Origin of the sequence: Pseudomonas cichorii (genome assembly GCF_018343775.1) — a bacterium.
Lineage (GTDB): Bacteria > Pseudomonadota > Gammaproteobacteria > Pseudomonadales > Pseudomonadaceae > Aquipseudomonas > Aquipseudomonas cichorii.
In genome coordinates this window covers 5390285-5415501 of record NZ_CP074349.1, presented here as the reverse complement: position 1 = coordinate 5415501, position 25217 = coordinate 5390285, and the positions used below count along the sequence as shown (strand labels likewise).

Below are 25217 nucleotides of genomic sequence, written 5' to 3'. Positions count from 1 at the left end.
CAAAACTGCAATCAGTGCCTGAAATGGCGCATTCCGGTGAAAACCATCGCAATGCCCGCTTCGTCTGCTGCCGCAATCACTTCGTTGTCGCGCATCGAGCCGCCTGGCTGGATGACGGCAGTGATGCCGGCCTTGGCGGCATTGTCGATGCCGTCGCGGAACGGGAAGAAGGCGTCGGAAGCCATGACCGCGCCCTGAACCTGCAGGCCTGCGTGCTCGGCCTTGATGGCGGCGATACGTGCAGAGTTAACGCGGCTCATCTGGCCGGCGCCGACACCGATGGTCTGGCGGTTCTTGGCGTAGACGATGGCGTTGGACTTGACGTACTTGGCGACTTTCCAGGCGAAGATCAGGTCGTGTACTTCGTGTTCGGTCGGTGCGCGCTGGGTGACGATCTTGAGGTCGGCAGAGGTGATCATGCCGATGTCGCGGCTTTGTACCAGCAGGCCGCCATTGACGCGTTTGTAGTCCCAGGCCGCGCCACGTTCGGCAGCCCATTGACCGGTGGTCAGCAGGCGAACGTTGGCTTTGGCGGAGACGATTGCCGCAGCTTCAACGCTGACGCTTGGCGCGATGATGACTTCGACGAATTGACGATCAACGATGGCCTTGGCGGTTTCGGCATCCAGCTCGCGGTTGAAGGCGATGATCCCGCCAAAAGCGGATTCGGTATCGGTGGCGTAGGCCAGTTCGTAGGCCTGGCGAATGCCGCCTTCGGGGCTGACGGCAACGCCGCACGGGTTGGCGTGCTTGACGATCACGCAGGCCGGCTTGACGAAGCTCTTGACACATTCCAGTGCAGCATCGGTGTCGGCCACGTTGTTGAACGACAGTTCCTTGCCTTGCAGCTGGGTAGCGGTCGCGATGCCGACTTCGGCAGGCTTGGCTTCAACGTAGAACGCCGCGCTCTGGTGCGGGTTCTCGCCGTAACGCATTTCCTGCGCCTTGACGAACTGGGTGTTGAAGGTACGCGGGAACTGGCTGCGGCCTTCGGTGCTGAGGGTTTCTGCAGTCTGGTCGACGCTGCCCAGGTAGTTGGCGATCATGCCGTCGTAGGCGGCAGTGTGTTCAAAGGCCTTGAGCATCAGGTCGAAACGCTGAGCGTAGGTCAGGCCGCCAGCCTTGAGGTTTTCCAGGACCTGAGCGTAGTCACTGGCATTGACCACGATAGCGACGTCCTTGTGGTTCTTCGCAGCGGAGCGAACCATGGTCGGGCCGCCGATATCGATGTTCTCGATGGCGGTCGGCAGGTCGCAGCCCGGCTTGGAAACCGTGGCTTCAAACGGATAGAGGTTGACCGCAACCAGATCGATCGGCTTGATGCCGTGCTCGTTCATGATTGCATCGTCGATGCCGCGACGACCCAGGATGCCGCCGTGGATCTTGGGGTGCAGGGTCTTGACCCGGCCATCCATCATCTCGGCAAAACCGGTGTAGTCGGCTACTTCCACGGCTGCAACACCGTTGTCCTGCAGCAGCTTGAAAGTACCGCCAGTCGAAAGAATCTCTACGCCCAGCGCTTCAAGCTCGCGTGCGAATTCGAGAATTCCTGTCTTGTCGGAAACGCTGATCAAAGCGCGGCGGATCGGCAGGCGGGTAGTCTGGTCGGTCATTTCAATTTCCATCAAAAGCAAAGGAAGTCAGCAAAAAAAGGCGACCGCTGTGCAAGGTGGGTCGCCTTTTCTGTATTGAATAATGCTTAAAGCAGGTCGTACTGCTTGAGTTTCTTGCGCAGCGTGCCGCGATTGAGCCCCAGCAGTTCGGAAGCCTTCGTCTGGTTGCCCTTGACGTAGTTCATCACGCTTTCGAGAAGCGGAGCCTCGACTTCCGACAACACCAGGTTGTAGACGTCAGTGACGGAAGCGCCTTCGAGGTGGGCGAAATAATTGTGCAGCGCCTTCTCTACACTGCCGCGCAGGGTCTGGCCCTCTTCGCTCGGCGTGTTGAGGTGCTGTTTCAAATTGACGTTGTCGCTCACGGGTGTTGTTCCACTCACTAAAGTCTCGGTCATCATCGTCATGCAGCCACCTCTTCTTTATTCTCGTTATCCGGGCCCCTGTAGCCTTGGCTCAAGAACTCCCGGACGTTGGCGCACTGTGCTTCCGTATCTTCCAAACGATTGAAATGGGCGCGAAATTCCCTGGCGCCCGGCAAGGTTGCGAGATACCAACCGACATGCTTGCGTGCAATGCGCACGCCCATCACGTCTCCATAGAAGGCGTGCAGGGCTGTCAGATGTTCAAGCAGAATACGTTCCACTTCACTCACCGGCAGCGCCGGCAGTTTCTCGCCGGTACGCAGGTAGTGATCTATTTCACGAAAAATCCATGGTCGCCCCTGGGCGGCCCGGCCAATCAACAACCCGTCCGCTCCGGTGGCCTGCAGCACGTACCGGGCTTTCTCGGGTGAAACGATGTCTCCATTGGCAAACACCGGAATCGACATCGCCTGCTTGATTTCGGCGATGGTGTCGTACTCGGCTTCACCGGTGTAAAGGTCTGCACGGGTCCGCCCGTGGACCGCCAGCGCCTGTATGCCGGCCTGCTCGGCGATTCTGGCGACCGTAAGGCCGTTTTTGTTATCGCGGTCCCAGCCGGTGCGGATCTTCAGGGTCACCGGTACATCGACTGCGGCCACCACGGCCTGCAGTATTTCGCTTACCAGCTTTTCATCTTTCAGAAGCGCCGAACCTGCGGCCTTGTTACAGACCTTCTTGGCCGGGCAGCCCATGTTGATGTCGATGATCTGGGCACCCAGTTCGACATTGGCCCGCGCTGCCTGAGCGAGCATCTGTGGATCGCCACCGGCGATCTGGACCGAGCGGGGCTCGGGATCACCTTCGTGGATCATGCGCAGACGCGATTTGCGACTGTTCCACAGGCTCATGTCACTGGTGACCATCTCCGACACCACAAGCCCTGCGCCGAGTTCTCTGCACAGTTGCCGGAAAGGCTGGTCGGTGACACCCGCCATCGGGGCGAGGATCAAGCCGTTCTGTAACGTATATGGACCGATGCGTACCGCCGACATAGCTTTACCTATCGTGGGGCCGAATCATCCGCAGGCCGTGTAAAAACCGTTCTACACGGTCTGCAACAGCCCCGTCTGCCGTTGCTTTCGCAACATTCAGACCGAACCGAGAGTTTGAAAAAGGGTTGGCATGATACCCGCTCTCGATGACTGGATAAAGGCTGAATTGGATAAAATCTGAACAGTTATTTTCTTATCGCCAACGGTTCGCTTCTTGAGCGAATTGTCATGAAAACGTCGGTATTCAGGCTGTCTGCCACGGGAAAACATGCCTTCAGGCCCGAAGAGCACCGGCAGGCAGGATCAGGCAGAGGCTTATTCCGGTGATCGGAAGTTCAGGCTGTAATTCACGGCTTTCGCGCCAGGATCGAGGATGTCCAGCGCAATATGGATCGGTGTCTGGGGTGGCATCTCTTCCTTGCCAGCCATTTCGCCGCTCAGGTATTCCCCCGGCTTGAACCGACGACTGGCAATGAGCTGACCGCTGGTATCGGCAAATCTTAGCTCAAGGAGCGGAAAGGGCTGGGAGAAAGAGGCACGGTTGTAAATGATGGCGTCTACCACCAGCGCGCCCTGGAATTCGGGATGACTGCGTACCACCAGATTGCTGCTCTTGAGCAGGTTGATGTCGACCTTGGAAGGCACCTTGCAGTCGATCTTCGGGCAAATCTGCTGGAACCAGGGACGATACTGGTCCTGTCTGGCCAGATGGTCGAAGTGATACCAGATGTACTGGCCAGCCAGGCCGGCCAGGGCGAGCAGAACCAGCAGGCTCCAGAGCAGGCGACGGCCCCAGCGTGGCTTGGGGCGTTGCCAGTCCAGTTGCAACGGGTCATCGGTCAGGTCCAGAAGGGCCTGATCGCGGACTGCTGGTTCGTTTCGGGCGCGTTTGCCACGAGAGTCGATTGCCGGCTCGTGGTCATCGTCGTGATCGTCTTCGTCGTCATCCCGCGCCGACCAGCGCTCTGTGCTTTCGCTGGCTGGCTGCTTGCGGGCGCTGAGTGCTGGCTGATCATCGTCCAGATCGACAGGGGTCGATGACAATGAAGGCTCGGTCCGCTCGCGGCCTGGCGGCTGCTCGGGTTCGTCTTCATGGTCCGGCTCAGGAGCCTGTTCCGTGGTGCTGATAACCTCGGCCTGGATTTCCGGTAGCTGGCTGACATCGTCGTTGCGCAGGCTGCCGACCCATGTGCCTTCTTCGGTTTCCGAATGGTCGCGCTGGGCAGTCAGCGTTGCATCGCTGTTACGTGTGCCCGGCTTGCCGAAATTGTCGGCCAACTGGATTTCCCGCTGCTCGAGCCGGGCGAGTTCTTCGTCCAGGTCCAGGTTGTCCAGATCGAACTCGCTGACTTTCCAGGGATCGTCATCTTCTGGAACGGTCTGCGTCGGCTCGGGAAGCGGCTCGGCAGTCAGCACCGCAGGCGCTTGCTCGACGACTTCGGGGGCGACGATTTCCTGATCGGGTGGTGGCGTGATGTCGGCTTCGTCGATCGAGCGCTGCTCCAGCAGTTGCCGGGCGGCATTGAAGACCTGCAGGCAGGCCCCGCAGCGCACCACGCCGCGGGCCACGCTCAGTTGGGCGTGGCTGACTCTGAAACTGGTTTGGCAGTGGGGGCACTGGGTGACGAAGCTGTCGGTCATGCTGCTGTCCGGTTCAGGCGGCTGTTAACGGCGACGACCCGTGATGCGTACCCAGCCATCACGGTTGGCGATAGGGTCCAGATCGAATGTAGCAGCATAGGCGGCTGCCACTTCCGGGCCTTGTTCTGCAAGGATGCCGGACAGCGCCAGGCGACCGCCGGTCTTGACCAGGGTTGCCAGTTGCGGAGCCAGCGATACCAGTGGGCCGGCCAGGATGTTGGCGACCAGCACGTCAGCTTGCTGCTGAGGCATGTCTTCAGGCAGGTAAAGCGGGAAACGTTCGGCTGCAATGTTGTTGCGCCCGGCGTTGTCGCGAGAGGCTTCGAGCGCCTGGACGTCGATATCGGTGCCGATTGCCTGCTCTGCGCCCAGCAACAGTGCAGCGATGGCCAGAATGCCCGAACCGCAACCGAAGTCCAGCACGTTGCAGCCTTTGAGGTCCTGACCGTCCAGCCATTCCAGGCACAGGGCCGTGGTGGGGTGGGTGCCGGTGCCGAATGCCAGGCCCGGATCGAGCAGCAGGTTCACGGCATCAGGCTCGGGCGCGGCGTGCCAACTCGGGACGATCCACAGGCGCTGGCCGAAGCGCATTGGCTGGAAGTTGTCCATCCAGCTGCGTTCCCAGTCCTGGTCTTCGATGACTTCGGCGGTGTGCTCGGGCAGTTCGGCGTCGGTCAGCAGGCGCAGGTGCGCCAGGGCCAGATCGGCGTCGGTGTCTGCCTCGAACAGGGCCAGCAGGTGGGTGTGTGCCCACAGTGGCGTGGTATTGAGTTCTGGCTCGAAAATCGGCTGGTCTTCGGCATCCATGAAGGTCACGGATACGGCGCCGACTTCAAGCAGCGCGTCCTCGTAGGTTTCGGCTTGTTCTGGGCTGATGGCGAGGCGGACTTGCAGCCAAGGCATGGCGGATTACCTTCGAGTCAAAATGGGTGCGCGGTACTGCCGCGAAGAAGCGGGCAAGTTTACTTCTATGCGACGCAAACAACAAAGCCGCATCGCTGCGGCTTTGTTGATCTGAAACACACTGACTTATTGATTGGCCAGTTTGTGTTCCAGATAGTGGATGTTGACTCCGCCTTCGCAGAAGCCTTCATCACGGGTCAGATCGCGATGCAGCGGGATATTGGTCTTGATCCCGTCGACCACGATTTCGTCCAGGGCATTGCGCATGCGTGCCATGGCTTCGTCGCGGGTCGCGCCCCAGGTGATCAGCTTGCCGATCAATGAGTCGTAGTTCGAAGGAACCTTGTATCCGCTGTACAGGTGCGAGTCGACACGTACACCGTTGCCGCCTGGTGCGTGGAAGTGCTTGACCAGGCCTGGGCTCGGAATGAAGGTTTTCGGATCTTCAGCGTTGATCCGGCATTCCAGCGCATGACCATGGATGACGACGTCATCCTGGGTGTACGACAGTTTGTTGCCGGCGGCGATGCTCAGCATCTCCTTGACGATGTCGATACCGGTGACCATTTCCGAAACCGGGTGCTCTACCTGAACACGAGTGTTCATTTCGATGAAGTAGAAACGGCCGTTTTCGTACAGGAACTCGAAAGTGCCCGCTCCACGGTAGCCGATGTCGATACAGGCCTGAACGCAGCTTTGCAGTACGTCCTTGCGCGCGTCTTCGTCGATGAACGGTGCTGGTGCTTCTTCCAGGACTTTCTGGTGACGGCGTTGCAGTGAGCAGTCACGGTCGCCCAGGTGAATCGCATTGCCCTGGCCGTCGGAAATGACCTGGACTTCCACGTGACGTGGGTTGGTCAGGTACTTTTCCAGGTAGACCATCGGGTTGCTGAACCAGGCAGCCGCTTCGGCGCGGGTCTGGCTGGCAGCTTCGATCAGGTCTTCCTCGCGGTGAACCACGCGCATGCCGCGACCACCACCGCCACCGGCGGCCTTGATGATCACCGGGTAGCCGACTTCACGGCCGATGCGCAGTGCGGTTTCTTCGTCTTCCGGCAGCGGGCCGTCAGAACCTGGAACCGTTGGCACGTTGGCACGCTTCATGGCGTCCTTGGCAGAAACCTTGTCGCCCATCAGGCGAATGGTGTCTGCTTTCGGACCAATGAAGGCGAAGCCCGACTTCTCTACCTGCTCGGCGAAATCCGCGTTTTCCGCGAGGAAGCCGTAGCCCGGGTGAATCGCCGTGGCGCCGGTCAGTTCGGCTGCCGAGATGATTGCCGGGATATTCAGGTAGGACAGGTTGGCTGGAGCCGGGCCGATACAGACGGTTTCGTCTGCCAGACCCAGGTGCATCAACTCGCGATCTGCCGTGGAATGTACAGCGACGGTCTTGATGCCCAGTTCCTTACAGGCACGCAGGATGCGCAAGGCAATTTCGCCGCGGTTGGCGATCAGAACTTTTTCCAACATCGCAGGCTCTCCCCGGTTCAAACGATAGTGAACAGCGGCTGGTCAAATTCAACCGGCTGACCGTTTTCTACCAGGATGGATTCGATGACGCCGCTGGCTTCTGCCTGGATGTGGTTCATCATTTTCATCGCTTCGACGATGCAGATGGTGTCGCCTTTCTTGACGGTCTGGCCGACTTCGACGAATGCAGGCGAAGTAGGCGCAGGGGTGCGGTAGAAAGTACCGACCATTGGCGACTTGACCACGTGACCGTTCAGCTTTGGAGCCGAAGGTGCTTCTGCAGCAGCGGCAACCGGTGCGGCCGGAGCAGCTACAGGTGCAGCCACTGGAGCTGGCGCGTAATACGGTTGTGCCGGAGTCTTGCTGTGACGGCTGATCCGTACGGATTCTTCGCCTTCACGGATCTCCAACTCGTCGATACCGGATTCTTCCAGCAGTTCGATCAGTTTCTTGACTTTGCGAATATCCATTAATCATCAACTCCCAAGGGGTCTGTCAGGGCATTTCGGCAGCCGGTTCAAGCCGGATGGGCCAGCGTTGCTGGTCCGGTCATGGCTTGGAGCTAACGGCCAATTGTTCCAGGGCGGCCTCCAGGGCCAGTCGGTAACCGCTGGCGCCAAGGCCGCAGATCACTCCTACAGCAGCATCTGAAAAGTAGGAGTGATGGCGGAAAGGTTCGCGTTTGTGCACGTTTGATAAATGCACTTCGATGAATGGGATGCTCACTCCCAGCAGCGCGTCACGTATTGCCACACTTGTATGTGTAAAAGCAGCCGGATTGATCAGAATGAAGTCCACGCCTTCCGTACGGGCAGCATGGATCCGGTCGATCAATTCGTACTCGGCGTTGCTTTGCAGGTACATCAGATGGTGACCGGCGTCGCGAGCGCGCCGTTCCAGATCCTGGTTGATTTGAGCCAGGGTCACTGCGCCATATATCCCGGGCTCGCGAGTACCGAGCAGATTCAGGTTGGGGCCGTGCAGTACCAGGAAAGTCGCCATCGTTTATTCCTTTTTGTGTTTACGGGCGTTCACGCCCGGCGACTATGCCGCAAGGAGGATGTACTGTCCAGTTAACTACAGTAGCCAGCACAATGAGCGATGTTTGCGTAAAGTTTGTGACCCGACAGCTATTTTGGGTCATTTGCTCTATTTATGCGCTCAATGAAGGCAGGGGCGTCGATTTCACCGATGACCCGGACATTTTCCAGTTCTTCGCCGCTTTTACTGAAAAATAACAACGCGGGTGGTCCGAACAGCTTGTAGCGGTCAAGCAGCGCTCGTTGTTCTGCATTGCTGTCAGTCATGTCGAAACGGATCAGGCTGTAGCCTGCCAGTTTCTCGACGACGCCCGGATCGGGCAGTACTTCGTGCTCGATCACCTTGCAACTGATGCACCAGTCGGCATACCAGTCGAGCAGCAAGGGCTTACCTGCATTTCTGGCTTCGCTGAGGGCACGCTCCAGTTCGGCAGACGTGGTGATGGTCTGCCATTGGGATGACGTCGGTAATACCGTGCCGTTGTTGAGGGTCGCTTGTGGGCGTCCCAGTGGACGAGTCGGGTCGGTTTGCCCGCTCAATGCGCCGTACCAGCATGCCAGAGCGTAGACCAACAAAAGCAGGCCGAGCAGTTGTGCGAGCTTTTGTCGTGGAGATTTTGCAGTGAGTTCCAGCGTTCCGAGGAACAGCGCGACGCCGGCACACAGAATGCCGATCAGCAGCAGCGTGACCTGTCCCGGCAATACACGGCTCAGCAAGCCGATGGCCAGACCCAGCAGCAGCACGCCAATGGCGTTTTTCACGGTTACCAGCCATGGGCCGCTTTTTGGCAGCCAGGCCGCACCGCCGGTCGCGACCAGCAACAGCGGCGCTCCCATGCCCAGGCCCAGGGCGAACAGTTTCAGGCCTCCGCCCAGTGCATCGCCGCTGGCGCTTATATAAAGCAATGCACCGGCCAGTGGTGCCGAAACGCAAGGCGATACCAGCAGGCTGGAAACCACGCCCAGCACGGCGGCACCCCAGAGCGAGCCGCCTTCGGTCTTGCCTGCAATACGATCCAGCCGGTTACTGATGGCTTGTGGAAGGCGCAGTTCGAAGACGCCAAACATCGCCACTGCAAACAGCACGAAGAACAGCGAGAACGGCACCAGCACCCAGGCCGATTGCAGGCGTGCCTGCAGGTTCAGGCCAGCGCCGAACATGCCCATCAATGCGCCCAGCAAGGCGAAGCACAGAGCCATCGGCAATATGTAGGCCAGTGACAGATTCAGACCGCGCAGCCCGCCGACCTGACCCCGCAGGACCACGCCGGAAAGAATCGGCAGCATCGGCAGTACGCAAGGAGTGAAGGTCAGGCCGATACCGGCGAGGAAAAACAGCGCCAGCTCTTTCCAGCTCCAGGCCTGTGAAGTGGTATCGGCGGGCACATCACCAATATTCAGGCGTTCGGTTTCCGGGGGATAGCACAGGCCTTTGTCGGCGCAGCCCTGGTAGCTCACGCTCAGGACAAAGGGGCGCTCTTCACCGGGCTTGCGGGGCAGGTCGATATCGAGAATGCCGTGATAGACCTCGACGTCGCCAAAGTACTCATCGTGCTTCTTTTCGCCGGGAGGCAGTTGCGCTTCGCCCAGGCCGATGTCGGCGGGTTCGGTGCGGAACTGGAAGCGATGGCGATACAGGTAATAACCGTCGGTGGCGACGAATCGCAGCTTGATCGATTGCGGAGTCGTTTCGATCAGGCTCAGTTTGAATGCCTCGCGTACAGGCAGGAATTCCTTGCTGTTATCCAGTGAGGTGCCACCCAGTGTCGGTGCAGGGCGACTGTCCAGCAGGCTGGTCCCGAAAGCGGGCAGGGCCAGGATCAACAGCATCAGGCATAACAAACGGCGCATGGCAGGCTCGATTCTCGAAAGTCAGCGCATGATAGCGGAGTGTTTCAAGGCATGCAGGGGTGAGGTTTGTAAGGACGGATTTCGTACTTGTCCTCGGCGGCTATTGTTCCTGGATTTGCGGCTCGGGCAGTACCACGTGATAGGGCTCTTCAACCACGGCTGAGTGAATCTGATTGCGACCTGCATGTTTGGCGCGATACAGCGCGTTGTCGGCCTGGGAGGCAAGGGTCAGGCTGTCGTCATACACGCCCAGCGCCACCACGCCGGCACTGAAGGTGCAGAACAGGTCCGTCGGCTGGGCGGGGTAATGTATTTCCGCAAAACGGTAGCGGATCTCTTCGAGTACCTGATGAGCACTCTGAATATCGGTATCCGGCATCACGATGGCGAACTCTTCGCCACCGTAGCGCCCGATGAAGTCGGTCTTGCGCAGGCGCTGCTTGAGAAACAGTGCCAGGCTCTTGATGACGCGGTCGCCCATGGGGTGGCCGTGGCTGTCGTTGACCTTCTTGAAATGGTCGATATCGAGCATGGCAAAGCACAGCGGCTTGTTTTCGCGCCGGGCGCGAAAGCTGCAGTCTTCCAGCAACTGAAGAATGTGGGTGTGGTTGTACAGGCCGGTCAGGCTGTCACGCACCATGCGCGCCTTCAGGCTGCGCGCCCGGGCCGCACGGTTGCGGACCGTGGTGATCAGGTGGCGCGCCTTGATGGGTTTGGTCAGGAAGTCATCGCCGCCTTCGCTCATGGCGTCGAGCTGCTTGTCCTGATCGTCTTCGGCGGACAGGTAGATGATCGGCACACTGACGTAACGGTCGTTGTGGCGAATGACTTTGGCCAGTTCGGTGCCTGTGCAGCCGGGCATGTACATGTCGAGGATGATCAGGTCCGGCTGGAATTCCGCCAGTTCGGACATGGCCTGGATCGGGTCCAGCAATGTGCGGGTCACGATTCCGGCAGCATTGAGCACTCGTTCGGTGTGGGTGGCCTGGGCGCGGGAGTCATCGATGACCAGCACCTTGTAAGGCTCGTACTGGGCCACGCAGGTCAGGACTTCGATTTTCTCCAGCAGGCTTGAGGCTTCCAGGGTTCCGGTCAGGAATTCCTCACCGCCGGCGCGAACGGCCGCCAGCCTCGTCGGTGTATCGGTTTCATGATGGCTGAAGAAGAGGAGGGGCAGTTTCTGCTCAAGTCCTTCCTGAACCTGTGAGGCGAGTTTCAGGCCTTCGCCCGGTCCGCTGAAGTCTACATCCATGATGATGACCGACGGATGGCGCTCCAGCATTGCTGACTGAAACTGGGCAACGTTGTCCAGTGACAGGGCTGACAGGCCGAAGAACTCCAGCTGTTTGGCAAGGCGTTCGGCCCGTTCGCGATCTTGAAGCACGACATAGACTGGCTTGCGCAGTGGCGGGAGTGCGGTTTGTTCCAGTTTGTCGCCGTGACGCAGGCCGGTGCGGGAAAGGCGCTGCATCAAACGGTTGAGTTCGGTGATCAGGGTGCTGTTGAGTCGGCCGCGGTTGGCTTCGACGGTTTCCAGTGCCTGCCCGATATCCCGGGCCAGTTCCAGGTGTTCGTCCTGCTCGAACCGTTCGGCGAACCGCTGCAGGCGCAGGGTCGAGTCCTTCAGTTCGGCCATGTCGGCGATAGACCATTCGGATTTCTGCAGTCGCTGCCAAGTCTCAAGAATCTGACGTGCTTGATGAGTGACCCTTTGGGCAAAGTGGTGCTTGAGACGATCGCGGCTAGGGTCTTCTGACTCGGTCATATTATGAGTACTGTGGGGTTGCTGAGTAGTACCGATGCTGGCTCTATGCTAGCACCTCCGCTTGTATAGAAGAGTGCCGTAAGTCACTTATTCGTCAACAAAAGGGCGTCCGGTTTCTGTCAGAGTCATTTTTGCGCCTAAAGTTTGCACGATGGCTGTATTTCTCTGCCATTCGCACCTTGTTCCAGGGCGGCAGGTTTCGAGGCGACAACAAAACCTTGCGTCGCGCATGTCAGCAAAAGGCACCTTGCTGTAAGGTTGCGGTCGAAGCCCTGAACCCGGACTGAAAGGACCCTTACCATGCTGGATTGGAAGAACCGCGCAGGCAGCGCGGGTGAGCGTACCGCTGATACTGCGTCGGTCAAGAGACGTGGTTACCTGGGCAACCTTTTCTATAGCAGAGCCCTGGGTTCCCTGATTCTGATCTATTTGCTGGTCACCCTGCTGGTGGGCTGGTACTGGAGCAAGGAGCCTGCGCTGTTTCCCGTACAGCAGAATGCCCAGGCCGCTGCCGAGCGTGAAGGCAAGCCGATGGTGATCGGTTACACCACGGTCGAAACCCTCAAGACAGTCTCCCGGACACTGCTCGACAAGCGTGGCGGCTATCTGTCCAACGATCGCTTCCCGCCAGGTCTGTGGCTGGACAACATGCCAAGCTGGGAATACGGCGTGCTGGTACAGGTCCGCGACTTGAGCCGTGCGTTGCGCAAGGACTTTGCCCGTTCGCAGTCGCAATCGGCTGAAGACGGTGATCTGGCCCGTGCCGAGCCGTTGTTCAACTTCGATAACCGCAGTTGGGTGCTGCCGTCGAGCGAGTCGCAGTACACCGACGGTATCAATGCCCTGAGCCGCTATCAGGCACGCCTCTCCGACCCCAATCAGAAGGGCGCCTTGTTCTATGCCCGTGCCGACAACCTGAATAACTGGCTGGGCGACGTGGGCACACGTCTGGGGTCCCTGTCCCAGCGTCTGTCGGCCAGTGTCGGTCGGGTCAAGCTCAACAGCACTCTGAAAACCGAAGCCATGGCCTCGGTCAAGCCGGGCGAAGTGCCGCAGGTCGACGAAGAAATAGTTGAAACCCCGTGGCTGCAGATCGACAACGTCTTCTATGAAGCCCGTGGTCAGGCCTGGGCGTTGTCGCATCTGCTGCGTGCCATCGAGGTGGACTTCGCGGACGTACTGGCCAAGAAGAACGCGACCGTCAGCGTGCGTCAGATCATTCGTGAGCTGGAGGCTTCCCAGGAGCCGCTGTGGAGCCCGATGGTCCTGAACGGCAGCGCGTTTGGCGTGCTGGCCAACCACTCGCTGGTCATGGCCAACTACATCTCCCGGGCCAACGCGGCGGTGATCGACCTTCGCCAGTTGCTGTCCCAGGGTTGATGGACGTTTCTGCGCAAGAGGCCGCGCATCGCGCCGCCTCGGACGCCGAGCAGATCGCCTGGGTCGATGAGCAGGACCGGCTCCAGGGTTCGCTCCCTCGGGCCGAACTGCGCGAGCGTGGCCTGATCGGGCGAGGCACTTATATCTTGCTGTTCAATTCGGCAGGCGAGCTTTGCGTTCACCAGCGCACCCTGAGCAAAGCCATTTATCCCGGTTTCTGGGATGTGGCGGCGGGAGGCATGGTGCAGGCCGGTGAAAGCTATGCCGAGTCGGCTGCCCGTGAGCTTGAGGAAGAGCTGGGTGTTGGCGGTGTTGCGTTGCAGGCCCATGAGCAGTTTCTCTTCGATCAGCCGGGCAACCGGATCTGGTGCGCGGTATTTTCCGCCGTCTGGGACGGGCCTCTGAGCCTGCAACCTGAAGAGGTCTTGCAGGCGCGCTTCATCCCGGTGGCCCAGGTCTTGGCAGAAACTGCCGAAAAGCCTTATTGCCCGGACTCTCTGGCAGCGTTGAAACGCTATCTGGAGCAGGTCGCAAATGTTCAGTAAATTGGCGCATTCAGGCTCTTAGCAAGCATGCTTTTTGCCGGTACACTGCGCGACCTTTTAAAACTGGGCCGGCCATGCCGTTCCAGTAGCGCTGCCCCTGCCAGAGTGGGGCTTCGCGGTCGAAGGCTCACGATCGAGCCCGGCCCGTCTTCAGTCCTCAACAAGAGGATTTCCAGTGGCTAAGAAAGCCGCATCCTTCGCCGCCCTGGGTGGCTTGGTGTTTTCAACCGACGCAGGGCGTCATTGTCCCGAATGTCGTCAGCCTGTCGATGCCTGTACCTGCAAGCAGAACGTCATCCCCGAGGGAGACGGTATTGCGCGCGTGCGGCGCGAGAGCAAAGGCCGTGGAGGCAAGACCGTGACCACCATCACGGGCGTGCCACTGGCCGAGGATGGGCTCAAGGAACTGGCCAAGGCGCTCAAGCAGCGTTGCGGCACGGGCGGAGCCCTCAAGGACGGAGTGATCGAGATTCAGGGCGATCACGTCGAGCTGTTGCTGGCGGAACTGGTCAAGAAAGGTTTCAAGGCCAAAAAGTCCGGCGGCTGAGCGAGAACCAAACCGTCATTTCCACTCTCTACACTGCGCATGCCTGTCATTGGGGCGGCGCTACATGACTTATCTATAGGGGACTTCGATGTCCGTAAGACGCACACGCAAAGACGATGGCAGCCAATGGACCGTTGCGGACAGCCGCAGTGTTTACGGGATTCGTCATTGGGGGGCCGGTTATTTTGCGATCAATGAATCCGGTCGCGTTGAAGTTCGTCCCAACGGGCCGGGCAGTTCGCCCATCGACCTTTATGAGCAGGTCGACAATCTGCGCAAGAGCGGTTTGTCCCTGCCATTGCTGGTGCGTTTCCCCGATATCCTTCAAGACCGCGTTCGCCAGTTGACCGGTGCCTTCGACAGCAACATCGCGCGCCTGGAATACCAGAGCCAGTACACCGCGCTGTACCCGATCAAGGTCAACCAGCAGGAAGCAGTGGTGGAAAACATCATTGCCACCCAGAACGTCTCCATCGGCCTTGAGGCGGGTTCCAAGCCTGAGTTGATGGCGGTGCTGGCGCTGGCGCCCAAGGGCGGGACCATTGTCTGCAACGGTTACAAGGACCGTGAGTTCATCCGTCTGGCACTGATGGGCCAGAAGCTGGGCCACAACGTCTTCATCGTGATCGAGAAAGAATCCGAAGTCGAACTGGTCATCGAAGAGGCTGCAGAGCTCAAGGTTGCTCCGCAAGTGGGCCTGCGCGTGCGCCTGTCTTCGCTGGCGTCGAGCAAGTGGGCCGATACCGGCGGCGAGAAATCCAAGTTCGGCCTGTCGGCCGCGCAACTGCTCTCGGTGGTTGATCGTTTCCGCAAGGCGGGCCTGGATCAGGGCATTCGCCTGCTGCATTTCCACATGGGCTCGCAGATCGCCAATCTGGCGGACTACCAGCACGGGTTCAAGGAAGCGATTCGTTACTACGGCGAGCTGCGCAATCTGGGGCTGCCGGTAGACCACATCGACGTGGGCGGCGGTCTGGGCGTGGATTACGACGGTACGCACTCGCGTAACGCCAGCTCCATCAACTACGACATGGATGACTACGCTGGTGTCGTGGTCGGCATGCTCAAGGAGTTCTGCGACGCCCAGGGCCTGCCGCATCCGCACATTTTTTCCGAAAGCGGCCGCTCTTTGACCGCCCACCACGCCATGCTGGTGGTGCAGGTGACCGACGTCGAAAGGCACAACGACGAAGTACCGCTGATCGAAGACAAGGAAAGCCTGCCGGAAACCGTGCAGTGGCTGATCGATCTGCTGGGCCCGACCGATATCGAGATGGTGACCGAAACCTACTGGCGTGCCACGCACTACATGAGCGATATCGCGACCCAGTATGCCGACGGCAAGATCAGCCTGGCGCAGAAAGCTCTGGGCGAGCAGTGCTATTTCGCGGTTTGCCGCCGCCTGCATAACTCGTTGAAAGCCCGTCAGCGTTCCCATCGCCAGGTGCTGGACGAACTCAACGACAAGCTGGCCGACAAGTACATCTGTAACTTCTCGGTCTTCCAGAGCCTGCCCGACACCTGGGCCATCGGCCAGGTGCTGCCGATCATTCCGCTGCATCGTCTGGGCGAAGAGCCCGTACGTCGTGCGGTGCTTCAGGACCTGACCTGCGACTCCGACGGCAAGATCAACCAGTACGTTGACGAGCAGAGCATCGAAACCAGCATGCCGGTGCATCCCCTGAATGAAGGTGAAGATTATCTGCTGGGTATCTTCCTGGTAGGTGCCTATCAGGAGATTCTGGGTGACATGCACAACCTGTTCGGTGATACCGACTCGGTGAACATCTACCAGAACCAGGATGGTAGCGTTTACCACGCCGGTATCGAAACCCACGACACCATCGAAGACATGCTGCGTTACGTGCACTTGTCGCCGGAAGAACTGATGACCCATTACCGGGACAAGGTTGCCAGCGCCAGGATCAGCCCGCGTGAGCGCACTCAGTACCTGGATGCGTTGCGCCTTGGCCTGACTCGTTCCTCTTACTTGTCTTCCTGACTTTTCGCGAATGAATTCGCTCCTGCACCTGTGGGAGCGAATTCATTCGCGATCAATCATTGTGTAGTCCAAAACCTCTTCACATGTAGGCAGCTTCCTGTTCTGCCTTTTGCCCTCTACTCGATCCCGCTTCTCGGCCAGAATCGCCGCTCGGATTCCTCTGTAGAGAACACCCTCATGCCCGATCCCGCCAGCGCGCCGCTTTTTCGTCTGGAGATCGCCCGTCTGCGTCATTGTTTTACCGTCCTCTGGTTACGGGGTACGGAAGCGATCAGTCAGCCGTTTGCCTTCGAGCTGGAAGTCGTCAACGAAAGCCTCGATGTGGATCTGGCAAGCCTGATGTACAAGCCGGTATTCCTGAGTTTCAAAGATGGTAGTCATGGCTTTCATGGCCAGATCCACAGTGCGGTGCGCAGTCATTTCCGGCCCGGGCCTGCTTGTTATCGATTGAAGGTCGGCCCTCGGCTGGCCTGTCTCGGGCAGCGTTACAACCAGCGCATCTTTCAACACATGACCGCCCCGCAGATTATTGCCAGGGTTCTGGAAGAGCATGGGCTGCGCAAGGGCAGCTATCGCTTCGAGCTGAAAACCCAATGCCGCGAGCGTGAGTATTGCGCGCAATATCAGGAGTCTGACCTGCAACTGTTGGCGCGTCTGTGTGCCGAAGAGGGCATTCACTATCACTTCATTCATTCTCGCCAGCGCCATGAACTGGTCTTTGGCGATAGCCTGCGCGGTTTTCGTCCTGCGCCTGCGGCGCCCTGGCAGCAATTGCCACACCGACAGGGCGTCACCCGTTTTGCTGTCACCACCCAGGGCCAGGACTTGCCAGGCAGTCGCTCCCGGCAGCGGGCCGAAGGCGAAAGCAGCCTGCCATTTGTGGTCTCGGGGTATCTGCTGCCGCTGACCGGTCACCCGGAAACCGAGTGGAACCACATGTGGCTGGTCAACCAGGTCGAGCATCACTGCGTTGAACCGGGGTCGGAAGCTGAAGACGGTGAGGGTTATACCAATCGTTTTCAGGCTGTTCCCTGGGAAGTGGGCTTCAGCGTGCCTGAGCCGCAGCCACGTGCGAAGGTGCCGCAGTTGCAGCGGGCCTGGGTCGTCGGTCCGCCGGGGCAGGAGGTCGAGCGCGATTCGGTGGGGCGTCTGAAGGTGCAGTTCGAGTGGGGGTTGCAGGGATGTGGTGCGCGTTACAACGATTGCTGGCTACCGGTGATGCAGGGGCTTGAATGGGTGTTTACCGGCGGGATGGAAGTGCTGGTGAGTTTGCTCGATGACGATATGGATCGCCCTGTGATTACTGCCTGCCTGCATTCTCGTGCCTGTAAGCCAGCTTTCAGCCCGTGCGAAAGAGCCTTGCCCGCCGACAGCGTGCAGGCGCAACTGGACTGGCAGATGATCTTGGGCGAGAAGCGCCGCTTTCGTCTGGATAACGGGCCGACCGTGTCGTTTGAAGAGGGCAGCGAGCTGTCGTTAAGCATCGGTTCCAGTCGGGTGCGGCTTGATTCAAGCGGTCTGACCCTGACCAGCCCGAGAATCACCTTTGCCGGCAGGATGGCCGAGAGCGATCAATAGGCGAACCAGCCGTCCTTGCGGTTCAGGCGCCAGGCGATGGTCCCAAGGCTCAAGCCACGCACCAGGGTGAAGGTCATGAACGTCAGCCAGAGTCCATGGTTGCCCTGGTCGACGGCGAAAAAGGCGACGGGAGCGATCAGGGCAACGCTGATCAGCATCGCATTGCGCATTTCACGGGCGCGTGTGGCGCCGATGAACAGGCCGTCCAGCAAATAACTCCAGACCGCGAGCAGGGGCATGGCAGCCAGATAGGGCAAATAGACAAGGGCGGTTTCACGCACTTCGGGGATGTTGGTCTGCATCTGCACGAAGAGATGCCCGCCCGTCAGGAACAACAGCGCAAAGGCCAGGCTGGCAATCAGGGACCAGCCACCGGCGACCACCAGAGAGCGACGTAATGCCGTGCGGTCACTCGCTCCGATGGCATGCCCGCACAAGGCTTCCACGGCATGGGCCAGCCCGTCCAGTGCGTGGGACGTCAGCAGCAGGCCGTTGAGCAGCAATGCATTGGCGGCGACGGTGGCATCTCCCAGTCGAGCGCCCTGGGCGGTGATCAGGAACATGATCGACTGCAGCGCCAGGGTACGAATGAAGATGTCGCGGTTGACCGCCAGCAGCGGGCGCCAGTTGCTCCAGAGTTTCAAGGCTGCCCAGACGATCCTGCCCGGCCAGGCCCGCAGAGCGTTGCGAGCCATGAACAGACCGATCAATGCACCGGTCCACTCTGCCAGCACCGAAGCCCGCGCCGAGCCGACCACTCCCCAGTCCAGGCCCAGAACGAACCACAGGTTGAGAAGGATGTTCACCGCATTGGTGATCAACAGAATGGCCAGCGGCGCCCTGGCGTTCTGGGTGCCGAGAAACCAGCCCACCAGCGCATACGTGGCCAGTGCCGCAGGCAGGCCGAAAAGCCGGGCGTGGAAGAAATCCAGGGTCATCTGTTGCAGGTCGGCCGAGGGCTGCATCAACGACAGGGCCAGATGACTGAAGGGCAGGGCAATCAGTCCCAGCAGGCAGGCCAGCCCCATCGCCAGCAGCAGGCCTTGCAGCAGAATCTGGCGCAACGCCGCGCCGTCGCTACGCCCGGCAGCCTGGGCAGCGAAGCCGGTGGTGCCCATGCGCAGAAAACCCATGGCCCAGGCCAGGAAGGTATAGAGCGTGGCCCCCACCGCGACTGCGCCCAGTTGATGGGCGTGGGGCAGGTGGCCGATCACGGCGGTGTCCACCAGCGCCACCAGCGGTACTGAGATATTCGACAGAATCATCGGTAGCGCCATGCCCCAGACTCGATGATGAGTGGGGCGATGGCGCCAATCGCTGGACAACTTGGACATGAGGACTCCCGGCAAGGCGGGCATTGTAGCCGTAATGCCGGTCAGTTGAAGCGCACGGGGTGTGTGACGGTCAGTGAATGATCCAGCTCAGCAGCCACAGTCCCAGCGCCAGCCAGATGATGCCCATGATGATGGAGGCGCGCATGAAGGCACGGATGGCGGAGTACAGAAGCATCAGGCCGATGACCAGTGCAACGATGCTGATCAGTGAAGCGTCCATGCCCAGGGTGCGGGACAAACCGTCCACGAAGTTGCCGCCGGCATGGGTGAAACCGTTGAACAGCCAGGCAAGAGTATCCACCACGAAGCGGATCACGGACCCGATTGCCTGGCCCAGCCATTCAAAAAAGCTTTCTACCTTCATTTGTGCATCCTGATCACGTTATAGGTCTGCTCGCTTTGGCTATGGAGCAGTATGGCTAGTTCCGTGGATCATGAAGGTTCGTGTCATTGCACCTGAAAGATTTTCGGCTCGGGAAAGAGGTTGTTGAGGGTTTCCAGCAGGCGGACGTGGTAAATCGGCTTGCGGAACAGATCCAGTACCTGCAGGCGCAGCAAGTCGCTGACGTCCTCCATATCGGCATGCCCCGAAGTGACGATCACAGGCAGGTGCTGGCGCGAAGTGTGTTCACGCAGGCGTTTGATCAACTGAATACCGCTCTCTTCCGGCATGCGCAGGTCGGTGATGACAAGCGCAATGTCCGGATGGCGTGTCAACTGCTGCAGAGCCATCTTGACGGAGGAAGCAGTGAAGCAGCAGAACCCCTCGCCTTCGAGCAGTTCTGCCAACTCTTCATTGGCGTCCTCTTCGTCATCAACCAGAAGCAGCTGTTGGCGTGTGGGGTGGACGGCCATATAGATACCCTTGAAAACGTTGGTAACGGCCTCGGATCTTACAACACTTTATCCTCGTTCAATCAAGCGTCAGACTGCCGTACCGCCCAATGCGACCAGAACCTGGTTGAAGATGACTCGCACTTGAGCACTGATGGCTGGCACGAAGGCAACAATGGCCACGGCCACCATGGCAGCCAGAAGTACGTACTCGATAGCCGAAGCGGCTTCCCGGTTTTTCAGGAAGGCCTGAATGTGCGTATAGACGCGTATGTACAGATTGGTAAGGAACATCTCGATTCTCCTTGCACCCTTCATGGCGCGGCTCATACCCGCAATTTCGTACAACCTTTGCACTTACAGCATTGCCTCCAACTCGCGAACCCACAACCGTAATAAAGCATTAATCACAAAGTTATAAATCGCCTTTCCAGACCATCCAGAGAGGGATATTTCACCGACCTTGATGGCGTTTTGGGTGGTGTGGGCTACCTTCAAAAGAGCGGCATGTGATTGTTCTTCATTGCTATTGCGAAGTTGATGCGTTGGATTGAGGTGGTCATGCGATGACAAAGGAAGCGTTGCCATGAGCAGTCGTATCACCATGGTGCTCGCTATCGTTTTTTTACTCGGTGCACTGGTTGCCGGGTATCTGGGAATAGTGGTCAGTAAAGAGCCAGCGCCGCCGCCCCCTCCTGTGGAGGCCCCCGTCGTACAGGCACCGCCTCCCGTGGAGGTCGCGCCGCCTGCGCCGCCCGTCGAAGAAGCGCTGCGCCAGAGTGTCGTGGTGCTGGCGCGCGATGTGCCTCCCTACACTTCTCTCAAGGAAGACGATCTGCTGATCGAGCGTCTCAAGGTCGCGCCTGTCGGCAGTTTCAGCAAGATCGAAGACGTGCTCGAACGCCGCACCTGGCGTCCACTGGCGGCAGGGACCTGGCTGAGTGAAAGCAGTTTCGAGGCGGGTGGCACCCTGGCGCGGATGATTCGTCCCGACGAACGGGCACTGGCCTTGTCCGTCGATGAGGTGATTGGTGCTGGCGGGCTGCTCAGCCCCGGCGATTATGTCGACGTTCTGCTTTATCTCCCCGAAGACACTGCCAACCCTGTTCGCTCCAGTCAGGTGGTGGTGCCCGCCTTGAGAATCCTGAGTGTAGGTGGGCTGCTCGGGCTGACTCGCGACGGCAAGCCTGCCCACAACATCAGTGCCGACGAGCGCTTCCAACTGGAGCAGCAACGCATAAATGCCAGGAGCGTAGTGGTGGCGGTGCCCGAAGCCTTGCTGAGCCGCTTGCTGCTGGCCACCCAGACTGGCGTGTTGCGTCTGGCCGTGCGCAGTGCCGATGAAGGCAATCTGCAGGATTACTGGACCGGTGACCCCGGCCGCCCCGATGTTGCCGTACGCCTGGATACGGCCAGACGCGACCTGGTGCAGTTCAGCCAGTTGGCCCTCAGTGGTGGAGGCAACCAGCATGGCGGTGCGTCTCGTGGATCTCGTGGTGTCGAGGTGATACGCGGCAACCAGGTAACGCAACAAACTCCCTGATCGAGCAAGGAAGCATTTGATGAGCCGTTGTTTCGTACCGGTCTTAAAACGTCACGCGCTGTTTTTGCTGTTCGCTGGACTGGGCGTTGATTCAAGCTGGGCAGCTTCGAGCACTGCCAGTAATGCCGGCAATGGCTGTGCAAGTCTGGCGGCCATGCCGACCGTGCTGGAAGTCACGCAAGGCATGCAGCAGGATGTTCGTTCGCCGGTGGCCATCACCCGGATTGCCGTGGGTAATCCGAAGGTGGCCGATGTGCTGGTCAATGGCAACCAGGGCTTTCTGCTGACGGGCGTCTCTACGGGGGCCACCAGCCTGATGGTCTGGACGGCCTGTTCCACCTCGCCGCGCCAGAGCATGGTGTTTGTTCGGGGCAGCGGCACAGCCGCGCTGGTCGATCCTGCGCCGGTGCCTTCTCTCGACCCCCAGTTGCCAAGTCAGGTGCAGACCGACATTCGCTTCATTGAAGTCAGTCGTACCAAGCTCAAGGAGGCCAGTACCTCGATCTTCGGGACCGGCTCGAACAACTTTCTGTTCGGCGCTCCCGGCACGGTAACCGATGTCACAGTCTCGCCAGGCACGGTCGGCTCCACGCGGCCAGCCATCGGCCTGAATAACAACAACTTCAATATCGTCTGGGGCGGTGGCAGCAGCAAGGTGCTGGGCATGATCAACGCCATGGAAGGCAGCGGCTTTGCCTACACCCTGGCGCGCCCGAGTCTTGTGGCGTTGAACGGGCAGAGTGCGAGCTTTCTGGCGGGCGGCGAGTTTCCGGTGCCGGTGCCCAGCGGAGACGGCAATGGCATTTCCATCGAGTACAAGGAGTACGGCGTACGCCTGACGTTGACGCCTACCGTGGTCGGACGTGACCGTATTCTGCTCAAGGTCGCGCCCGAGGTCAGCGAGCTGGACTTCTCGGCAGGCATCACCATTTCCGGAACCACTGTGCCGGCACTCAATGTGCGACGTACCGACACCAGTATTTCCCTGGCCGACGGGGAAAGTTTTGTGGTCAGCGGCCTGATCAGCTCCAGCAATATCGCCTCGGTGGACAAGTTTCCGGGACTTGGCGATATCCCCATTCTGGGCGCTTTTTTCCGTAACTCGCAGATTCAGCGCGATGAGCGTGAGCTGCTGATGATCGTCACGCCGCATCTGGTGCAGCCTCTGGCGGTCAACGCCCAGTTGCCTACGCTGCCAGGCGAAGGCCTGCGCAATTACGATCCGAATTTCTTCCGTATGTATTTCCTCGAGAACGGTGATTTCGAGCGCCGTAGCGGGTTATCTCAATGAGTCAGAGCCTGAGTCAGACATTCCTGGCGATTACCCGAAACCCCACTGATCTTGAATGGTTGCAGGGCGCTCTGGGATCGCTGGGTCAGGTGGTGAGTGCTGGCAGCGGCAGCCTGGACGATTTGCTGGCGCTGGTGGACGTGACCTTCGCCAGCGTGGTGTTCGTGGGGCTCGATCGTGAGCACCTGATGAACCAGAGCGCTTTGATCGAGGGCGCACTGGAAGCCAAGCCGATGCTGGCGATTGTTGCGCTGGGCGATGGCATGGATAACCAGTTGGTGCTCAATGCCATGCGCGCCGGAGCCAGGGATTTCGTGGCCTATGGCTCGCGCTCCAGTGAGGTTGCCGGTCTGGTGCGGCGCTTGAGCAAACGCCTGCCAGCGGTGACACCGAACCCCAACATGAGCGGTCTGTCGGTGTTGTATGGGGCTCAATGCGATGGTGACGGGGCTCTGATCGCCTCTCACCTGGCGATGGTGGTACAGAAGGCCGGACAGCGCACCTTGCTGCTGGATCTGGGCTTGCCCCGTGGCGACAGCCTGTCGATGCTCGGTCTTGAATCGACGTTCAGTTTTGGCGACGCACTGCGCCATTTGCGCAGGCTGGACGCGACCCTTATCGACAGTGCTTTCACCACCGCCGAGAACGGCTTGCGCATTCTTGCCTACACCGAGGCCGACGATCATCTGGAGCAGTCCAGTGCGGCCGAGCTTTACATGCTGCTCAGTGCCCTGCGCCAGCATTTCCAGCATGTCATCGTGAATCTGGTGGGCCAGCCGGACAGCGAAGCCCTGCGCACCTTTGTAAGCCACTGTGACCAGTTGCTGTGGTACGCCGACCAGAGCGTGATCGAGTGCCGACGCAATCTGGCGGTGCTCAATCTGTGGCGGGAAAAGGGCATGCGGATGCAGCACGCCGGGTTGTTGATCGACGGCTATCTGCGTTCGGTAGCGCCCAATTCGGAAACCGTGGGGAAAACCTTCGGCCTGCCGGTGATTTCGGTCTTGCCGCTGAGCCCTGAATTGCGACTCAACGCGAAGAATCAGGGTGTTTCGCTGTTCGATCTGGCGCCCAGGGAAGCGCTGTGCGCGGGGTTACGTCGACTTGGGGATCACCTGGTCCGTCATTCCGATGCTTATGAAAAACCCAGTGAAGGTTTCTTCGCTCGACTATGGGGGAATAAATAATGGCGGAGAAATTGTTTGGCGTTGCTTCGCGTACCCAGGGCAGCACGGATGACGGGCAAGGGCTCAAGCTGGTGTTGCATCGCTACATCATCGATGGCATCGAGGAGAGCGGCAAGAACCTGCTCGAAGGCTCGCGGCCGGTCCTGGCGCAGTTTGTGTTCGACAAGGTGGCTGAATATGTCGCCCGGTTGCGGCTGGCCATTTCGCGTTATGAAATGGAGCGTCTTGCCGAGGAACTGGTCGACGAACTGACCGGCTTCGGCCCGCTGGAAGTGTTGCTGCGCGATACCGCAGTGACGGAAATTCTGGTCAACGGGCCGGGCAAGGTCTTTGTGGAACGTGACGGTATCTTGCACCACACCGACTTGCGTTTTATCGACTCGCACCACGTCGAGCGCGTCATGCAGCGCATTCTGGCGCCCCTTGGCCGTCGGCTGGATGAGTCCTCGCCCATGGTGGATGCGCGACTGCCCGACGGCAGCCGGGTCAACGCAATCATCCCGCCGATTGCTCTGGACGGGCCTTGCCTGTCGATCCGGAAATTCCGCAAGGACATGCTCAAGAGCACCGATCTGGTGGCGATGCAGACCATCGATCAATCGATCTTCGATTTCTTCCACGAGGCGGTGGGCAAGCGTTGCAATGTGTTGGTCAGCGGCGGTACCGGCACCGGCAAGACCACCATGCTCAACGTGCTCAGTCAGATGATCGACACGCAACAGCGGCTGGTGACCATCGAAGACGTTGCCGAACTGCAGCTGATTCACCCCCATGTGGTGCGCCTGGAAACCCGGCCACCCAACGCCGAAGGCCATGGTGAGGTGCGCGCCAGCGACCTGATCCGCAACTCCCTGCGGATGCGCCCGGACCGCATCATCCTTGGGGAGATTCGTGGTGTGGAAGTGCTGGATGTACTGACTGCCATGAACACTGGCCACGATGGTTCCATGAGTACTGTGCACGCCAACAACGCTCAGGATGCCTTGTTGCGTCTGGAAACCCTGGTCGGCCTGACCGGCCGGCAGATTCCCGAGCGGACCCTGCGGCAAATGATCTGCGCGGCACTGGACGTCATCATCCAGCTGGCCCGCCTGCCCGACGGGCGTCGTTGCGTCAGCGAAGTGGTCGAGGTGGTGGGCATTCGCGACGACATTTATGTCACCAACACCCTGTTCCGTCTGGACCGGCGCACCGGCATCGGCTTCCTGCGTGAGGCCGTGCACGCCGCGGGTGACAAATTGCGACCTTCTTACTGACGCGAGCAGGGAGGCTGCCC

General features: G+C 59.6%; 24 protein-coding genes. 9 read left to right on the top strand and 15 right to left on the bottom strand.

Annotation, left to right across the window (positions count from 1 at the left end):
* Positions 1–11: 11 nt before the first annotated feature.
* The 10 genes from purH to KGD89_RS23310 form a co-directional block, all read right to left on the bottom strand.
* Entirely contained in the window at positions 12–1613 is a 1602-nt protein-coding gene (purH, locus tag KGD89_RS23355; protein ID WP_025262144.1) for a bifunctional phosphoribosylaminoimidazolecarboxamide formyltransferase/IMP cyclohydrolase, read from the bottom strand.
* 86 nt (positions 1614–1699) lie between these two features.
* Positions 1700–2020 carry a DNA-binding transcriptional regulator Fis gene (fis, locus tag KGD89_RS23350; RefSeq protein ID WP_002555375.1) on the bottom strand — a complete coding sequence of 107 codons (321 nt, stop codon included), beginning with the start codon at positions 2018–2020 and terminating at the stop codon, positions 1700–1702.
* On the bottom strand, positions 2017–3030 hold the full coding sequence (gene dusB / locus KGD89_RS23345; RefSeq protein WP_025262143.1) for a tRNA dihydrouridine synthase DusB: 1014 nt from the start codon (positions 3028–3030) through the stop codon (positions 2017–2019). The genes fis and dusB overlap by 4 nt, the downstream gene beginning before the upstream one ends.
* A 315-nt stretch (positions 3031–3345) precedes the next feature.
* Entirely contained in the window at positions 3346–4671 is a 1326-nt protein-coding gene (locus KGD89_RS23340) for a DUF3426 domain-containing protein (protein WP_025262142.1), read from the bottom strand.
* A 24-nt stretch (positions 4672–4695) separates the two neighbouring features.
* On the bottom strand, positions 4696–5574 hold the full coding sequence (prmA, locus tag KGD89_RS23335) for a 50S ribosomal protein L11 methyltransferase (protein WP_025262141.1): 879 nt from the start codon (positions 5572–5574) through the stop codon (positions 4696–4698).
* A gap of 126 nt (positions 5575–5700) precedes the next feature.
* Positions 5701–7044: an acetyl-CoA carboxylase biotin carboxylase subunit gene (gene accC / locus KGD89_RS23330; protein ID WP_025262140.1), complete on the bottom strand. Its 1344-nt coding sequence runs from the start codon at positions 7042–7044 to the stop codon at positions 5701–5703.
* A 17-nt stretch (positions 7045–7061) separates the two neighbouring features.
* Positions 7062–7514, bottom strand: a complete 453-nt coding sequence (accB, locus tag KGD89_RS23325) for an acetyl-CoA carboxylase biotin carboxyl carrier protein (RefSeq protein ID WP_025262139.1) — start codon at positions 7512–7514, stop codon at positions 7062–7064.
* A gap of 79 nt (positions 7515–7593) precedes the next feature.
* The gene (aroQ, locus tag KGD89_RS23320; protein ID WP_025262138.1) at positions 7594–8046 is read right to left on the bottom strand and encodes a type II 3-dehydroquinate dehydratase; all 453 of its coding nucleotides are present in this window, start codon (positions 8044–8046) and stop codon (positions 7594–7596) included.
* A 128-nt stretch (positions 8047–8174) separates the two neighbouring features.
* Positions 8175–9935 carry a protein-disulfide reductase DsbD gene (locus KGD89_RS23315; protein ID WP_025262137.1) on the bottom strand — a complete coding sequence of 587 codons (1761 nt, stop codon included), beginning with the start codon at positions 9933–9935 and terminating at the stop codon, positions 8175–8177.
* 100 nt (positions 9936–10035) lie between these two features.
* Positions 10036–11700, bottom strand: coding sequence for a response regulator (locus tag KGD89_RS23310; RefSeq protein ID WP_025262136.1), 1665 nt, complete (start codon positions 11698–11700; stop codon positions 10036–10038).
* 300 nt (positions 11701–12000) lie between these two features.
* Between KGD89_RS23310 and KGD89_RS23305 the strand changes: the two genes are divergently transcribed.
* From KGD89_RS23305 to KGD89_RS23285, 5 genes are all read left to right on the top strand, one after another.
* The gene (locus KGD89_RS23305; RefSeq protein ID WP_025262135.1) at positions 12001–13080 is read left to right on the top strand and encodes a DUF2333 family protein; all 1080 of its coding nucleotides are present in this window, start codon (positions 12001–12003) and stop codon (positions 13078–13080) included.
* Positions 13080–13625 (top strand): NUDIX hydrolase, encoded by a 546-nt coding sequence (locus KGD89_RS23300; RefSeq protein WP_025262134.1) that lies wholly within the window; start codon positions 13080–13082, stop codon positions 13623–13625. Before KGD89_RS23305 ends, KGD89_RS23300 begins: the two co-directional genes overlap by 1 nt.
* Before the next feature lie 175 nt (positions 13626–13800).
* Positions 13801–14172 carry a translation initiation factor Sui1 gene (locus KGD89_RS23295; protein ID WP_025262133.1) on the top strand — a complete coding sequence of 124 codons (372 nt, stop codon included), beginning with the start codon at positions 13801–13803 and terminating at the stop codon, positions 14170–14172.
* Between the two features lie 88 nt (positions 14173–14260).
* Positions 14261–16174: an arginine decarboxylase gene (gene speA, locus KGD89_RS23290; protein WP_025262132.1), complete on the top strand. Its 1914-nt coding sequence runs from the start codon at positions 14261–14263 to the stop codon at positions 16172–16174.
* Positions 16175–16351: 177 nt separating this feature from the next.
* A complete protein-coding gene (locus tag KGD89_RS23285) occupies positions 16352–17752 on the top strand; it encodes a contractile injection system protein, VgrG/Pvc8 family (RefSeq protein ID WP_025262131.1) in 1401 nt (466 codons plus the stop codon).
* On the opposite strand, the gene KGD89_RS23280 is transcribed toward KGD89_RS23285, so the two are convergent.
* The 5 genes from KGD89_RS23280 to KGD89_RS23260 form a co-directional block, all read right to left on the bottom strand.
* Entirely contained in the window at positions 17746–19086 is a 1341-nt protein-coding gene (locus KGD89_RS23280) for an MATE family efflux transporter (RefSeq protein ID WP_025262130.1), read from the bottom strand. The genes KGD89_RS23285 and KGD89_RS23280 overlap by 7 nt on opposite strands.
* A gap of 70 nt (positions 19087–19156) precedes the next feature.
* Complete coding sequence (locus tag KGD89_RS23275) at positions 19157–19450, bottom strand: hypothetical protein (RefSeq protein ID WP_025262129.1); 294 nt, start codon at positions 19448–19450, stop codon at positions 19157–19159.
* Between the two features lie 83 nt (positions 19451–19533).
* Entirely contained in the window at positions 19534–19941 is a 408-nt protein-coding gene (locus KGD89_RS23270) for a response regulator (protein WP_025262128.1), read from the bottom strand.
* A 69-nt stretch (positions 19942–20010) separates the two neighbouring features.
* The gene (locus tag KGD89_RS23265; RefSeq protein WP_025262127.1) at positions 20011–20214 is read right to left on the bottom strand and encodes a Flp family type IVb pilin; all 204 of its coding nucleotides are present in this window, start codon (positions 20212–20214) and stop codon (positions 20011–20013) included.
* 63 nt (positions 20215–20277) lie between these two features.
* On the bottom strand, positions 20278–20508 hold the full coding sequence (locus tag KGD89_RS23260) for a hypothetical protein (protein ID WP_143008733.1): 231 nt from the start codon (positions 20506–20508) through the stop codon (positions 20278–20280).
* Here KGD89_RS23260 and cpaB point away from each other — a divergent pair.
* Genes cpaB through KGD89_RS23240 form a run of 4 tightly spaced genes read left to right on the top strand, consistent with a single transcriptional unit; the run spans position 20507 to position 25197 of the window.
* The gene (gene cpaB, locus KGD89_RS23255; RefSeq protein WP_025262126.1) at positions 20507–21463 is read left to right on the top strand and encodes a Flp pilus assembly protein CpaB; all 957 of its coding nucleotides are present in this window, start codon (positions 20507–20509) and stop codon (positions 21461–21463) included. The two genes, KGD89_RS23260 and cpaB, sit on opposite strands and share 2 nt — an antisense overlap.
* A gap of 19 nt (positions 21464–21482) precedes the next feature.
* Entirely contained in the window at positions 21483–22754 is a 1272-nt protein-coding gene (locus KGD89_RS23250; protein ID WP_025262125.1) for a type II and III secretion system protein family protein, read from the top strand.
* On the top strand, positions 22751–23941 hold the full coding sequence (locus KGD89_RS23245) for a pilus assembly protein (protein WP_025262124.1): 1191 nt from the start codon (positions 22751–22753) through the stop codon (positions 23939–23941). Before KGD89_RS23250 ends, KGD89_RS23245 begins: the two co-directional genes overlap by 4 nt.
* Entirely contained in the window at positions 23941–25197 is a 1257-nt protein-coding gene (locus KGD89_RS23240) for a CpaF family protein (protein ID WP_025262123.1), read from the top strand. The genes KGD89_RS23245 and KGD89_RS23240 overlap by 1 nt, the downstream gene beginning before the upstream one ends.
* The last annotated feature ends 20 nt before the right edge of the window (positions 25198–25217 follow it).

What these genes read in the sequence shown, in the direction of transcription:
- purH (WP_025262144.1), bottom strand. Translation starts at nt 1,613, where the DNA reads ATGACCGACCAGACTACCCGCCTGCCGATCCGCCGCGCTTTGATCAGC.
- fis (WP_002555375.1), bottom strand. Translation starts at nt 2,020, where the DNA reads ATGACGATGATGACCGAGACTTTAGTGAGTGGAACAACACCCGTGAGC.
- dusB (WP_025262143.1), bottom strand. Translation starts at nt 3,030, where the DNA reads ATGTCGGCGGTACGCATCGGTCCATATACGTTACAGAACGGCTTGATC.
- KGD89_RS23340 (WP_025262142.1), bottom strand. Translation starts at nt 4,671, where the DNA reads ATGACCGACAGCTTCGTCACCCAGTGCCCCCACTGCCAAACCAGTTTC.
- prmA (WP_025262141.1), bottom strand. Translation starts at nt 5,574, where the DNA reads ATGCCTTGGCTGCAAGTCCGCCTCGCCATCAGCCCAGAACAAGCCGAA.
- accC (WP_025262140.1), bottom strand. Translation starts at nt 7,044, where the DNA reads ATGTTGGAAAAAGTTCTGATCGCCAACCGCGGCGAAATTGCCTTGCGC.
- accB (WP_025262139.1), bottom strand. Translation starts at nt 7,514, where the DNA reads ATGGATATTCGCAAAGTCAAGAAACTGATCGAACTGCTGGAAGAATCC.
- aroQ (WP_025262138.1), bottom strand. Translation starts at nt 8,046, where the DNA reads ATGGCGACTTTCCTGGTACTGCACGGCCCCAACCTGAATCTGCTCGGT.
- KGD89_RS23315 (WP_025262137.1), bottom strand. Translation starts at nt 9,935, where the DNA reads ATGCGCCGTTTGTTATGCCTGATGCTGTTGATCCTGGCCCTGCCCGCT.
- KGD89_RS23310 (WP_025262136.1), bottom strand. Translation starts at nt 11,700, where the DNA reads ATGACCGAGTCAGAAGACCCTAGCCGCGATCGTCTCAAGCACCACTTT.
- KGD89_RS23305 (WP_025262135.1), top strand. Translation starts at nt 12,001, where the DNA reads ATGCTGGATTGGAAGAACCGCGCAGGCAGCGCGGGTGAGCGTACCGCT.
- KGD89_RS23300 (WP_025262134.1), top strand. Translation starts at nt 13,080, where the DNA reads ATGGACGTTTCTGCGCAAGAGGCCGCGCATCGCGCCGCCTCGGACGCC.
- speA (WP_025262132.1), top strand. Translation starts at nt 14,261, where the DNA reads ATGTCCGTAAGACGCACACGCAAAGACGATGGCAGCCAATGGACCGTT.
- KGD89_RS23285 (WP_025262131.1), top strand. Translation starts at nt 16,352, where the DNA reads ATGCCCGATCCCGCCAGCGCGCCGCTTTTTCGTCTGGAGATCGCCCGT.
- KGD89_RS23280 (WP_025262130.1), bottom strand. Translation starts at nt 19,086, where the DNA reads ATGTCCAAGTTGTCCAGCGATTGGCGCCATCGCCCCACTCATCATCGA.
- KGD89_RS23275 (WP_025262129.1), bottom strand. Translation starts at nt 19,450, where the DNA reads ATGAAGGTAGAAAGCTTTTTTGAATGGCTGGGCCAGGCAATCGGGTCC.
- KGD89_RS23270 (WP_025262128.1), bottom strand. Translation starts at nt 19,941, where the DNA reads ATGGCCGTCCACCCCACACGCCAACAGCTGCTTCTGGTTGATGACGAA.
- KGD89_RS23265 (WP_025262127.1), bottom strand. Translation starts at nt 20,214, where the DNA reads ATGTTCCTTACCAATCTGTACATACGCGTCTATACGCACATTCAGGCC.
- cpaB (WP_025262126.1), top strand. Translation starts at nt 20,507, where the DNA reads ATGAGCAGTCGTATCACCATGGTGCTCGCTATCGTTTTTTTACTCGGT.
- KGD89_RS23260 (WP_143008733.1), bottom strand. Translation starts at nt 20,508, where the DNA reads ATGGCAACGCTTCCTTTGTCATCGCATGACCACCTCAATCCAACGCAT.
- KGD89_RS23250 (WP_025262125.1), top strand. Translation starts at nt 21,483, where the DNA reads ATGAGCCGTTGTTTCGTACCGGTCTTAAAACGTCACGCGCTGTTTTTG.
- KGD89_RS23245 (WP_025262124.1), top strand. Translation starts at nt 22,751, where the DNA reads ATGAGTCAGAGCCTGAGTCAGACATTCCTGGCGATTACCCGAAACCCC.
- KGD89_RS23240 (WP_025262123.1), top strand. Translation starts at nt 23,941, where the DNA reads ATGGCGGAGAAATTGTTTGGCGTTGCTTCGCGTACCCAGGGCAGCACG.